This window comes from Mesorhizobium sp. M0217, assembly GCF_040321955.1.
In the GTDB taxonomy this organism is placed as follows: domain Bacteria; phylum Pseudomonadota; class Alphaproteobacteria; order Rhizobiales; family Rhizobiaceae; genus Mesorhizobium.
The window spans coordinates 725,708-738,039 of sequence record NZ_JAMYSN010000001.1; the positions used below are offsets into that span (position 1 = coordinate 725,708).

Consider the following 12,332-nt stretch of genomic DNA (forward strand, 5'->3'; position numbering starts at 1 on the left):
GATTTTGCAGGGCCGCTCACCCCAGCAGGTTGCGCGCCGTGCGCATGAAGATTTTCGAACCGATCGGGATCAGATCGTCGGGAAAATCATAATCGGGATTGTGCAGCGAAGGATGGCGCTCGCCGGCGCCGAGAAAGAACATGGCTGAGCTCGCCTTGTGGCCGAAAATGCCGAAATCTTCCGAGGCGCGCATCGGCAGGGCCTCTTCGCTGCGCGCGACACCTTCCTCGTCGAGCGCGCGGTTGAGATGCTCCACCGCATCGGGCGCGTTGACGCTGGCGACGAAAATCTCATGATAATCGCAGTGCACGGAAAGGTGGTGCTCGGCCGCGATCCTGGTGGCCAACGCTTCCGCCGCCGCGACCAGTTCCGCCATGCGCTCGTCGCGCCTTGTACGCAGCGTCGCCCACACCTCGGCGTAGCCGGGCGCGATGCCGAACACGGCCTCGCCCATCGTCGCATGGGTGACGGTGACCATGCTGAAATCGTCATCGGCGAAAGTGCCGCGCCCCAGTGCCGGAAGCGCCGGCATCAGCTGGCTGATCGCCGGCATCGGCGACACGCCGGTTTCGGGCATGGAGGAATGCGCGGTCTTGCCGTCCAGCACGATGCGGATGCCGCGCGAGGCGCAGTTGACGACGCCGGGCTTGAGACGCACCTCGCCGAACGGCACGCCCGGCAGATTGTGCAGCGAGAAGGCGAAGTCCGGCGCGATCTCGCCAAAGCGTGGATCGGCGACGACGCCGGCCGCACCATTGCCGGTCTCCTCCGCCGGCTGGAACATCAAGACGACGCGGCCGCGGGCCGGCCGCTCACGCCCGAGCTGGCGGCCAAGTGCGGCGAGGATCGCGGTGTGGCCGTCATGGCCGCACATATGCGATTTTCCCGGCACCTGCGAGGCATGCTCGACGCCCGAAAGCTCCTCGATCGGCAGCGCATCGATCTCCGAGCGGAACAGCACCGTCGGTCCCGCCTGGCCGCTGTCATAGACCGCCGCCACGCCATGACCGCCGAGGCCGGTCAGCACCTTGTCCGGCGCTGTATCGGCGAGGAAGCTGACGACTTCCTTGGCGGTCTGTTCTTCCTCGTTGGAGATTTCCGGGTTTTGGTGCAGCTTGCGGCGCCATGCCGTCAGCTCGATGATATCGCGATTGGTGAGGGTCATGGCTTGGGCTCCGCTTTGGTGCTGCAGGTTACACAAACACGATAGGGTTTTTCTCACGCCGTGCCATGCTGATCAATTCCACTGGTCCATCTGCCTGTCTTGTGTGAGCGTAGATGACGACATCCCATGACCACCACACAACCCAGAGAATTTCCAGCTCCGCACTGAGGCCGTCGATCTCATCTCCGACATCCGGTGGCTTCTCCTGAAAAGCGCCGCGTGCTCGCCTGTGCGACATCTTTGCTTCCATCCACCCGAAGGAACGGTTTCGGAGCAACAATGGCCAGGCGGTTTGCGTTTCTCTTGGTTCGCGACTTCACGCTGTCGCCGCTGTCGCTGTTCATCGACACGCTGCGGCTCGCCGGCGATGAAGGCGACCGCAGCCGCCGGATCGAGTTCGACTGGGAGATCGTCGGCGAGCGTGGCCTGCCGATCCGGGCGAGTTCCGGTGTCGAGCTGCTGCCGACCAAGGCGATCGGCAATCCGCAGGAGTTCGACAATGTCGTCGTGGTCGGTGGCCTGCTCGACACCAACCGCAACCTCAGCTCCGAAAAGGAGGCCTTCCTGTTGCGGGCGGCCGAAAAGGGCGTGCCGCTGACGGCACTCTGCACCGGCAGCTTCGTGCTCGCGCGCTACGGTCTGCTCGATGGCTACAGTGCTGCCGTCAGCTGGTTTCACATCAAGGATTTCCGCAGCCAATTCCCTGATGTGAACGCCCATGCCGACAGCCTGTTTTCCGTCGATAGGGGCCGCTCGACCTGCGCCGGAGGCACGGGTGCGGCCGACCTTGCCGGCCATTTCGTGTCGCAGTTCATCGGCCGCAAGGCTGCGGAAAAAGCCGCCAAGATCCTCGTGCTCGACCGCATCCGCTCGAGCCTGGATGTGCAGCCCGTCGGCGATCTCTTTCCGGCCGCGTCGAGCCGAGCGGTGAAACGGGCGCTGCTTCTGATGGAAAGCAATCTCCAGGAGACGCTGTCGGTCGCCGAGATCGCGGGCCGGTTGCATTTATCCCGGCGCCAGCTTGAGCGGCTGTTCGGCGCCGAGCTCGGCATCGGCCCGATGGCCGCCTATCTTGCGCTGCGCGTACATCAGGCCAAGTCGCTGCTGGAGGGGAGCGACTTGGCAATCGGCGACATCGCCTACCGCTGCGGTTTTCCCAATGCCGGCCATTTCAGCCGTGTCTTCCGCCATCAGACCGGTATCACGCCGACCCATCTCAGGCATCCGAACCGAATGTCCGGTGTCTTTGCCGACGGCAAGGGGAGCGGTCCCTAAGCCTATATTGGGGCGTGCGATCTCGCCGTTGGTATGATAATATCATACCAACCTGATAGGAGGGATCCATGTCCGCCACCGAAAAACGCACCTTCAGCCTGCCGGCCGAGCAGGCTGCTTTCATCGACCAGCTCGTTCGGTCCGGCACATACGCGACCAGCAGTGAAGTGATCCGCGCCGGTCTTCGCGCATTGCAGGAACGCGACGCCGCCGTGGAGCGCTGGCTGCGTGAGGAGGTCGCGCCGACCTATGATAGGTGGAAGGCAGACCCCTCCCAGGCCATCCCGGCCGACAAGTCTTTTGACAGCATTCGCGCACATCACGCAGCTCGCCTCAAGGGGAACGTGTGAAGCGCCGGCATGTTGTCCTTTTGCCGGAAGCCCAGACGGACCTGTTATGGATATACGATACGGTCGCTCACGCATCCGGCAACCTCACCGCCCTTCGCTACATCGAGCGGATCGAGCGATTTTGCCTGGGTCTCGACTATGCCTCGGAACGCGGAACCGTAAGGGATGATGTGCGGCCGGGGCTTCGCATCGTTGGCTTCGAGCGCCGCCTGACTGTGGCCTTCACCGTAGAAGGCGACCAGGTGGTGATTCTCAGGGTGTTCTACGGCGGCGTCAACTGGGAGGACGAGTTGGCGCCTATCGCTCCGTGAACGCCCGCGCGAACGAGTCCAGCATCGGCCGCGCCAGATATTCGAGGAAGGTTCGGTCGCCGGTACTGATAAACGCCTCGACCGGCGTTCCCGGGTAAAGCTGCTCGGCTTTCACGCCCTGCGGCAGCGTGTCGGTGATCTTCAGCCTGGCGCGGAAATACGCCTCATGCGTGGTTTCATCGATCAGCCGGTCGGCGGAAATTTGCGTCACCGTAGCCGGGACCTCAGGGGTGAGGCGCGCGTTCAGGGCGGACAGCCTGAGCTTCGCCGGCTGGCCGACGCGAACCAGATCCACGTCCTTCGGCCGCAGCTTCGCGTCGACGATGAGGCCCGACGCGGTCGGCAGGATCTCCATGATCTTCTGCCCCGGCGCAATCACGCTGCCTTTGGAGTTGTAGGTCGACGATACCACGATGCCGGCTGCCGGCGCCTTGATCGTCGTGCGCCCCAGCACCGCCTCGGCTGCGGTGATCTGTTCGCCGATGTCGGCCAGGCTGGTGCGGACCTCGTCGAGCTTGGTCAGCGCGTCCTCTACGCGTTGCGTCGTCGCCCGCTCGATCTGCGCCTGGGCTTCGACGATCTGCGTCTTGGTCGCTGCGATATCCGCCTCCAGCGCGCCGGCCTGGCCGACCAGATCGGCCTCGCTGCGCAGAAGCTGCGAATATTCGCTGCGGTTGGTGAGACCCTTGTCGAGCAGGCCGGTCTTGATGCCGAGTTCCTTCTTCACGATCTCGGCCTGTTGCTGGATGGCCAGTTTCTGCGCGTCCAGTCCCAGCGCCGACTCACGATGCATGGCGACGCGCTGCGCCAGGATCGACTGCTCGGAGCGGAACCGGGCGAGCCTGGCCTCGAACTCCTTCTGCTGTTCGTGCACCAGATTGTCGAAATCCCTCTGGAACGGCGCGGGTGCTGCTTCGGCGATCGGCGCCAGCCTGTCCGATCCGTCGCGCTCGGCCTCCAGCCGCGCGGCACTTGCCCTGAGCGCGATCGACTGTCTGGTCAGCCGGTTGAGGTCGGCCTCGGCCGCCGTGCGGTCGAGGAGGACCAGCGGTTCGCCTTGTTGCACGCGGTCGCCTTCATGCACCAGCAACTGCTCGATGATGCCGCCCTCGGGGTGCTGGATGAGGATGTTGCCGCCCGTTGCCGAGATCGTGCCGGAGGTGATCACCGCGCCGGAGAGCGGCGCGTTCGCCGCCCAATAGCCGAAGCAGCCGACGAAGAGCGCTATGGCCACGTAGCCGACGACGGCCATGCGGCGGAAGTCGGTGCGCGGTCGACCTTCGAAGGCGAGGCTCTGCTGCATCATCGTCTATGACCCGAAGCGGACGCTGTGCGGGCGCACGGTCGGCACGAACGAGCCTGTCACCACCGCGCTCCCGGCCTTGCCGGCCGCCGGTTGCCTCAGCACCTCGCTCGCAGGGCCGAAAGCTTCGACCATGCCGTTGCGCAGGACCATGACGCGGTCGCAGGCCGCGGCGATCGAAGGGCGATGCGTGATGACGACTGTCGTGACGCTTACACTTCGCGCGGCCGAAAGCATCCCTTCGAGCGCCGCCTCCCCACTGCCGTCGAGATGGGCGTTGGGCTCGTCCAGCACCAGCATGCGTGGCTTGCCGTAGAAGGCGCGCGCCAGCCCTATCCGCTGGCGCTCGCCGCCCGACAGCACGGTATGCGACGGGCCTATCATGGTCTGATAGCCGTCGCGCAGCGTGAGAATCAGCTCATGCGCCTCGGCGCGCCTGGCCGCTTCGACGATCGCGGCGTCATCGGCGTCGGGTTCGAAGCGGGCGACATTTTGCGCGATCGATCCCGGGAAAAGCTCCACCTCCTGCGCGAGATAGCCGATATGCCTGCCAAGCTGGGTTTCGCCCCAGCTCCTCAGGTCGGCGCCGTCGACCCTGACCGCGCCGCCGGTCGGCTGCAGCGCGCCCACAAGCAATTTCGCCAGCGTCGATTTGCCGGCCCCGCTCGGGCCGACGATCGCCACCGCTTCGCCGGCGCCGATGGCAAAATTCAACCGCTTGAGGATGGGCTCCGTGCCGAAAGCCGCAGTCGGCGCGATGAAGAACAGATCCTGCACCGAAATCGCGCCCAATGGATCGGGCAGTGCGAGCTTGCGCCCCTGCGCTGGTTGCGCCGCAAGGGCGGTGTCCAGCCGCTTCCAGCATCGCTTGGCGTCGACGATCTGCCGCCAGGATCCGATCAGCTGGTCGAGCGGCTGCAGCGCGCGCGACGACACCAGCGACGAAGCGAAGATCATGCCGGCGGTCATCTGCCCTTGTAGCACCAGCCACGCGCCGGCGCCGAGGATCGCCAGTTGCAGCATCATGCGCAGCGCCCGCGACGTCGCGCTGAAGATCGCATTGGCGCTTCCGGAACGGTCATGCAGGGTCAGCGCCTCAGCAACGTGCCGTCCCCAGACCGCGGCGGCATTTTGCACCATGCCCATGGCGCGCAGCGTGTCGGTGTTGCGGGCGAAGGCCTGCTCCGCCTGGCTGGCCACCGCCGAGCGTTCCGCCGACATGGCATCGTTCCTGCCGATGGCAAGCTGGTTGGCCACGACCAAGAGAAACAGCAGCACGGCGCCGGCGAGCGTCAGCCAGAACAGGACGGGATGGATGAAATAGAGCAAGGCCAGGAAGACGGGCGCAAACGGCAGGTCGAACAACACCGCCACGCCGCGCGACCTGATGAAGGCGCAAGTCGTGGCAAGGTCGTTCAGCGGCGACAGCCCGCTGCCGGCATGTCTGGCGCCAAGCGAGGCGGCGAATGTCCGCGCGCCCAGTTTCTGGTCGACGGTGGCCGCAACACGTTGCGCGTAGACGGCGCGGACCGCGTCCAGCAGGCCGAGGAAGGCGAGCGCGAGGACCGCCATGGCCGAGAGATAAAGCAGCGTCTCGACGCTGGAGGACGGCAACACCCGGTCATAGACCTGCAGCAGATAGAGCGGGATCACCAGGAGCAGGATGTTGATCAGCAACGAAAAGATGCCGATATCGGCGATGCCGCGCAGGAAAACCGGGCGCAGGCCGATGGCCGCATCGCTGAGTGGCGCGCGGTCCCGTGACATCTAGACGGCGTGCTCGGCTGTCGTGCTCAGATGGCTCTGCTGCAAATCGTTCAGCGTATAGGCGTGGATATAGTCGATCTTCATTTGCGCGGGCGTCGCCAGATGGTCGGGCGGCGCGCCGGCTTGACCGCCGACCGCAAGGTCGACCAGCATATACATGGGCTTGTTCATATCGGACGGCGTCGCCGCTTCCGCGACCTGGACGCCATCATAGGTCCAGACCAGCTTGTCCGGCGTCCACAACAGGCCATAGGTGTGATAGCCGTCGGTGTTGGAGACATTCACCGTCGACCCGACCGTGGTGTGGGTTCCCGTCTCATTTGTGTGCGCGGTCATGAGAAGCGCATTCGGGTTCTGCCCATACATTTCGATCACGTCGAGTTCCGGGGGCCATGAACCGTCTTCGGGCAGAAGCCAGAAGGCCGGCCACGCGCCGGCATTTTCCGGGAGATCGGCCCGCATTTCGAAATAGCCATAGGTCTGCGAGAAGGTGTCGTGCGTCGTCAGTATGCCGGAAGTGTATTCGTAATTGTTGATCAGCGGCTTGATGTCGTCGGGCGCATGCGCCGCGGTTATGGTGAGCACGCCGCTTGCGACGCTGAACGGATGGACCGAGCTGGTCGGCGCATAATTGGCGTCGATATACCATTGCAGCTCGCCGTTCTGGGGCTGCGAGCTGCCGTTCTGCGCCCCCCACCAGAAATTGGAATCCCAGATGCCGCTCTGGCCGTTCCACAGGCTCAGCGTGTTGAAATCGTCGTTGAAGGACAGCGTCATGCCGGTCTTGTCGATCGGCAGCTCGAACTGGCCGGGCTGAAACTTGTCGATCGTGGTGTTGTGGAACACCAGCACCTCGCTCGAGCCGAGGTTCAGCTGCACGTTCGATCCCACCTGGACCATATTGGCGTGGACGGCCTCGAACGAGGTGAAGGCATAGCCGTTGAGGCGCACCGTGTCGGTCGCGCCGAAATCGGAGATAAGGTCGCTGCCATTGCCCTTGGTGATGATGAAGGTGTCGGCGCCGGCGCCGCCGATCAGCACGTCATTGCCCTTGCCGCCGTCCAGCGTCTGGCTGCCAGCGCCGCCCGTTATGATGTTGTCCTGAGCATTGCCGAAGGCATAGTGGCCGTCGCCGGTGACGACGAGGTTCTCGAAATTGGCGGGCAGCTTGTAGCTCATCCAGGTATCGATCGTGTCGACGCCCGCGCCGTAGTTCTCGACCGCTTTGTTGATCGTCGAATAGAGATGGTAATAGTCGTCGCCCGCGCCGCCATACATGGTGACCTTGACGTTGGTGTCGCCCCAGAAGGAATCGTTGCCCGAGGTGCCGTAGCGGTAAGGCGCGCCTCCAGTCGCCGAGAACCAATGGGTGGAAGCGCCGGTATAGGGAAGTGGAATGCCTTTGGCGTTGAGGACTGTGGTCATTCCGACACTCCTTGCGCGTGCTGCCTTGGTCGTTCGACAACCTTCGAGCGACCATTCGGATCAACTCTTAAATTGATCCGTCGTTCCAGGGAATCATTCTATAGTACACCAAGGAGATCGTCGCCCATCATTTAATAGATAATGCCGAAGGCGTTAAGCTGATCCTAATACAACTTTGTAGGAGAGACTTACAATTTTAATAAATTGTGAGATCCGCGCCGAAAGGTTAGGCAATGACGCGACACGACCGCCTGCCTGAGGCGGCGACTCGAAGTCGCGGGCGGATGGCTGCCGGCAAAGGGCTCAAGAAAATTTGACAGGCTATGTCGGACCGGGTGAGGTTCACCCGTCCTTGGGGCATCGAACAACGAAACCACAAAGGATACCGAAGAGATGCCAAGCACCGTACGTTTGCACCGCGTTCTGACGACCAGCCCGGAGAAGGTCTACCGCGCATTCACAGAAGCCGACGCGCTGGCGAAATGGCTTCCGCCGAACGGCTTCACTTGCACCGTGCACAGCTTCGACGCGAAAGTCGGTGGCGCCTTCAAGATGTCGTTCCGAAACTTCACGACGGGCGGCAGCCATTCCTTCGGCGGCGAATATCTCGAACTCGTTCCCGGCGAGCGCCTGCGCTACACCGACAGGTTCGACGACCCCAATTTGCCCGGCCAGATCGAAGTGACCGTGCTCCTGAAGAAAGTGTCGGTCGGCACGGAACTCGACATCACGCAGGCCGGCATTCCGGACGTTATTCCGGCCGAAGCCTGCTATCTCGGCTGGCAGGAGTCGCTGCGCAATCTGGCAAAGCTCGTCGAACCCGAGATCAATCAGTAGAGCCCATCGGATCGGCGGCGCCGCCCAGCCAGTCCGCGCCGCCGACAATGCCGAGCCGAGGACTCATCCCTCACGGCCCGGTGCAGATCGGCAACGGTTGTGGCGGCGGTGGCGGGTTGTCCTTGGCGTATTGCGCGATGATCGGCTCAAGGCTCTTTCGCGGCCAGAATTTCGGCTTGCCGATCTCCTTCAGGCAGGACGCATTCCAATAGGCGCCCGATTTACCAACGGCGGTGATGTCGCGCGATTCCGGGTAGATATAGAGCGTCGTCGGATTGCCCTTCACCATCGAAATGATCTGGTCGGCGTCGGACGGCGACCAGCTGGTGCAGCCATTGCTGCGGCCGCCGGCATAATCCACCAGCTTGCCGTATGGCACGAAGCCGTCATGGTCGGCATAGGAGCTGTTCGGGTTCTTGCGCAGGCACATGCCGCGCAACAGCCGCGCCGCGTGGCCACCGATCACCCGCTGCCTGGCATTCGCCGTCTCCCCCTCACCGTCGAACTGGATGAAGGTGCGCAGCAGCGCCTGGTCTTTTTTTGCGCCGATGCGGTAAAAACCCTTGAATGAGGTCTTTGCCTCGCCGGTCATATAGGCGCCACCGGTCGTCAAGGACGAGTCCAGGGCATTGCCGAAGTTTCTCGCGCAGCGCTTCCCGTTGGAGAAATCGACCACGCCTTTCAAATTGCGGCCGCCGCCATGGCCCGACGAGATCGCCCTGAACGACTGCTTGGCCTCGCAAATGACGTAGTAGCGCCGCCCTAGCACGCCATTGCCGAGATCGCCGGGGCGCGTCGCATCCATGGCGAAATAGCAGCCATTGTGGACCGCGCCTTGCGCGACCTTTTTCAGGTAAAGCGCGCGCGCCCGCTCCAGCACCACTTGCGAAATCTCGCCGTCGTCATTGCCGACATGGGCCTGCAGCCAGGCCGGTATATCGGAGGACGCGGCAAAAGACCGGGCAGACATCGTCAAGGCGATGCCGGCGATGGCGAGGAGGCCAAAGACAAAGACAGCCAGAGATTTCAACCGCACCGGACAACCCTCCCGCCCGAACCGTTCTGCGATTCTCGGAAACCCATCATAAATCGTCGCGCGCCGATCGGCGAAACACATCTTGTTCAGAACCGCGCAAGCAAGTCAGGTAGCTGCCTGTTCGCCTTTCACAGCGCCAGGCTGCCCTGTTCCGCCTCCGCGGCATTGGGGTCGCCCGGCGCCGTCGCCCAGGCGAGCTCGACCAGCGTCACCGTGCGGCGGCCGGTGCCGTCGAGCTGGCAGACGATGAGGCCCTGCTCCTCGATATAGGTGAGCAGCCGCCGGGCGCGCCGCAGCGAATGCGAGCCGTAGGCGCGCGCGATCGCCGCGTCGCTCGGGCACGGCCAGCCCTCCTTGGCGGCGCGGGCGATCATCATGAACACGCCCTGCATGTCCTCGGGCAGCAGCGAGGCGCGCACGGAAACGTCCTGCCAGGCGTCATCGCCTGCCATGTCGGCGCCGAGCCCGGCGCGGGCACGCGTCAGCATGCGACGGAATTCTGAGAGGTCCGGCACCACCGAAGCGAGGCCTTCGATGCGGCAGCGGACGACGAACTCCTGATAAAGCACGCCGATGACGCGGAAACCCGCATCGGGCTGCGCCAGGATGGCGCGCAGGACACGGTCCACCCGCTCTCGCCGCTCGGCCATATCCTCGGCGCTTACCGCCGGTTCCGCAGGTTCCGGGCGGATCTCCATCGCTGCCGATTTGGCCGCCATCAGCTGGTCGAGCAGCTCCGGCGACGCCATCCGGCGCGGCGCGCGCATCGTCTCGGGCGGCGGCGCCGCCAGGATGATGGCGCGCGCGTCTTCAAGCGCTGTTTCCGGCATTGCCATCAGCCGCGGCGTACCGTTGCGCGGGCTGGTCTCGGTCTGGCCGATGCGCACGCCCAGCGGACGGCGCGACAGCGCTGGGCCCAACGCCATGAAGTGCCCGCGCTCCAGGTCTCGAAACGCCTCGGCCTGACGCCGTTCCATGCCCAGAAGGTCGGCGGCGCGCGCCATGTCGATATCGAGGAAGGTACGGCCCATGAGGAAATTGGACGCCTCCGCCGCGACATTCTTGGCGAGCTTTGCCAGCCGCTGCGTGGCGATGATGCCGGCAAGGCCGCGCTTGCGGCCGCGGCACATCAGATTGGTCATGGCGCCGAGCGAGAGCTTTCGCGCCTCGTCGGACACTTCGCCTGCCACGGCGGGCGCGAACAGCTGCGCTTCGTCGACCACCACCAGCATCGGATACCAATGCTCGCGGGCAACCTCGAACAACCCGCCGAGAAAGGCAGCGGCGCGGCGCATCTGGTTCTCGGCATCGAGCCCTTCGAGATTGAGCACGGTGGAGACGCGATGGATGCGCGCCCGCTCGCCGGCTGCTTGCAGGCCACGCTCCGTATGCTCCTCGGCATCGATGACCAGATGGCCGTAATGGTCGCCCAGCGAGACGAAATCGCCTTCCGGGTCGATGATGGTCTGCTGCACCCAGGGCGCGCTCTGCTCCAGTAGCCGGCGCAAAAGGTGCGATTTGCCGGAGCCGGAATTGCCCTGCACCAGAAGCCGGGTGGCCAGCAGCTCCTCAAGGTCGAGCGCCGCCGACGCACCCGCCGTCGTCTGTCCCATCTCGATGGCTACGGTCATGTCACGACTCTCCTTGCGGACAGGGCTTATCAACCCGGCCGCGAGCCGTCGAGCGCGCCATGGCAACTCGCCCGCTGTTCCACACCTATGCTCCCAAAGCGCCACACATCAGCCCATCTGCCCAAAGGGAAGGCACATCAAGCGGAGTTGACCGGCGGCAGAAGCGGCGCTTCCAGCCCGTCGAAGGAATCGCGCCAGGCATCGATGGCTTCGAGCCGGCGATACCAACCCAGAACAGAGGGATAGTCCGCCAGCGGCAGGCCGGCTGCATCGTTGAACGGCAAAAACGTCGCCATGCGGAAATCGGCATAGGAAAGCGACTTGCCCACAAGCCATGGCCGCTTGGCGAGCTCCGCCTCGAGAATCGCTGCCGCGATGCGGAACTCCGCCAGCCCCTCCTCGACCTTGCCCTGGTCGACAGGCCCAATCCCGTAGCGCTGCTTGGTGCCGCGCTCGAAATGAACGATGTCGCAGGCCCGGACGAAATTGTCCTTGCCCCAGCTCAGCCAGCGGATCATGTCGGGTTGGTCATCGCCGCCGCGCCAGAAATCCGAACCCGCTTCGCGCGACAGAAGGCAGGCTATGGCGTCGGCTTCCCACAGGCTGCCGCCCGGCCATGCCAATATCGGCAGGGTAAGATTGGGATTGAGCTGACGAAACCGCTCAGCCTGCCCGGGCGCCATGGGTGCCGCGAACTCACACTCGACCTTGGCCTGCAGATGACGTGCCGTTGCTACCGCAAGGCGCGGATTGGGATTGCGGCTGAAGTACAGTTTCATATCCGGTCCTAGACGCTGTGGGCTCGACCCTATCAAACACGCAAACGTGCCCTCCCGGCAATCTGGTCGGACCACGATTCCGCTGGCACACGCCGTTGTTCGGCGTATTATTTCCTTCGGGAGAGGGTTCTTGGCAGGAGGAAGCCATGAACGTAGTGCCGAGCGTACCTGTCATCGACGTGACAACCCAGAACCTTGTTTCCTCTGCGCTTTCCAGATTCCGCGCTGGCGATACCGTCTCGACTAGAGCGGCGCTCGACGCCATCCGCCGCATGGATCCAACCTGTGTCGACAGCGACGACGATCTCGTCGAACTCGTCGTCATGGCGGCAATTGGTAAGACCATGGCGGTCGTGTTCGACCACCGCTCCCGCTAGCCCTGTGGGACGAACCTGTGCCGTTCAACTCGCTTGAGTTCGAGTGAGTTCGGTTGGCGCCGCGCCGAGCTTTTAC

At 64.0% G+C, this 12,332-nt stretch carries 12 protein-coding genes; 5 read left to right on the forward strand and 7 right to left on the reverse strand.

What is annotated here, in order from left to right:
• Positions 1-16 precede the first annotated feature (16 nt).
• Positions 17-1,165, reverse strand: coding sequence for an amidohydrolase (locus NKJ18_RS03590; RefSeq protein ID WP_352757814.1), 1,149 nt, complete (start codon positions 1,163-1,165; stop codon positions 17-19).
• 279 nt (positions 1,166-1,444) lie between these two features.
• Here NKJ18_RS03590 and NKJ18_RS03595 point away from each other — a divergent pair, with 279 nt between their 5' ends.
• From NKJ18_RS03595 to NKJ18_RS03605, 3 genes are all read left to right on the forward strand, one after another.
• Positions 1,445-2,440 carry a GlxA family transcriptional regulator gene (locus NKJ18_RS03595; protein WP_352757815.1) on the forward strand — a complete coding sequence of 332 codons (996 nt, stop codon included), beginning with the start codon at positions 1,445-1,447 and terminating at the stop codon, positions 2,438-2,440.
• A gap of 68 nt (positions 2,441-2,508) precedes the next feature.
• Positions 2,509-2,790 (forward strand): type II toxin-antitoxin system ParD family antitoxin, encoded by a 282-nt coding sequence (locus NKJ18_RS03600; protein ID WP_023669694.1) that lies wholly within the window; start codon positions 2,509-2,511, stop codon positions 2,788-2,790.
• Positions 2,787-3,101 carry a type II toxin-antitoxin system RelE/ParE family toxin gene (locus NKJ18_RS03605; protein ID WP_352757816.1) on the forward strand — a complete coding sequence of 105 codons (315 nt, stop codon included), beginning with the start codon at positions 2,787-2,789 and terminating at the stop codon, positions 3,099-3,101. Before NKJ18_RS03600 ends, NKJ18_RS03605 begins: the two co-directional genes overlap by 4 nt.
• Here the strand turns inward: NKJ18_RS03605 and NKJ18_RS03610 are convergent.
• Genes NKJ18_RS03610 through eglC form a run of 3 tightly spaced genes read right to left on the reverse strand, consistent with a single transcriptional unit; the run spans position 3,088 to position 7,596 of the window.
• On the reverse strand, positions 3,088-4,407 hold the full coding sequence (locus tag NKJ18_RS03610; protein WP_023686534.1) for an HlyD family type I secretion periplasmic adaptor subunit: 1,320 nt from the start codon (positions 4,405-4,407) through the stop codon (positions 3,088-3,090). The genes NKJ18_RS03605 and NKJ18_RS03610 overlap by 14 nt on opposite strands.
• 3 nt (positions 4,408-4,410) lie before the next feature.
• Complete coding sequence (locus NKJ18_RS03615; protein WP_023726478.1) at positions 4,411-6,171, reverse strand: type I secretion system permease/ATPase; 1,761 nt, start codon at positions 6,169-6,171, stop codon at positions 4,411-4,413.
• On the reverse strand, positions 6,172-7,596 hold the full coding sequence (gene eglC, locus NKJ18_RS03620; RefSeq protein ID WP_023669698.1) for an endo-1,3-1,4-beta-glycanase EglC: 1,425 nt from the start codon (positions 7,594-7,596) through the stop codon (positions 6,172-6,174).
• A 393-nt stretch (positions 7,597-7,989) separates the two neighbouring features.
• On the opposite strand from eglC, the gene NKJ18_RS03625 reads away from it, so the two are divergent.
• On the forward strand, positions 7,990-8,433 hold the full coding sequence (locus tag NKJ18_RS03625) for an SRPBCC family protein (RefSeq protein ID WP_023683102.1): 444 nt from the start codon (positions 7,990-7,992) through the stop codon (positions 8,431-8,433).
• Between the two features lie 70 nt (positions 8,434-8,503).
• Here NKJ18_RS03625 and NKJ18_RS03630 read toward each other — a convergent pair whose 3' ends face one another.
• The 3 genes from NKJ18_RS03630 to NKJ18_RS03640 form a co-directional block, all read right to left on the reverse strand.
• Entirely contained in the window at positions 8,504-9,469 is a 966-nt protein-coding gene (locus NKJ18_RS03630) for a hypothetical protein (RefSeq protein ID WP_352757817.1), read from the reverse strand.
• Between the two features lie 128 nt (positions 9,470-9,597).
• Positions 9,598-11,100 carry a helicase HerA domain-containing protein gene (locus NKJ18_RS03635; RefSeq protein WP_023737555.1) on the reverse strand — a complete coding sequence of 501 codons (1,503 nt, stop codon included), beginning with the start codon at positions 11,098-11,100 and terminating at the stop codon, positions 9,598-9,600.
• 137 nt (positions 11,101-11,237) lie between these two features.
• Complete coding sequence (locus tag NKJ18_RS03640) at positions 11,238-11,879, reverse strand: glutathione S-transferase family protein (RefSeq protein ID WP_023669702.1); 642 nt, start codon at positions 11,877-11,879, stop codon at positions 11,238-11,240.
• Between the two features lie 146 nt (positions 11,880-12,025).
• On the opposite strand from NKJ18_RS03640, the gene NKJ18_RS03645 reads away from it, so the two are divergent.
• Positions 12,026-12,256: a hypothetical protein gene (locus NKJ18_RS03645; protein ID WP_023669703.1), complete on the forward strand. Its 231-nt coding sequence runs from the start codon at positions 12,026-12,028 to the stop codon at positions 12,254-12,256.
• Positions 12,257-12,332: the final 76 nt, after the last annotated feature.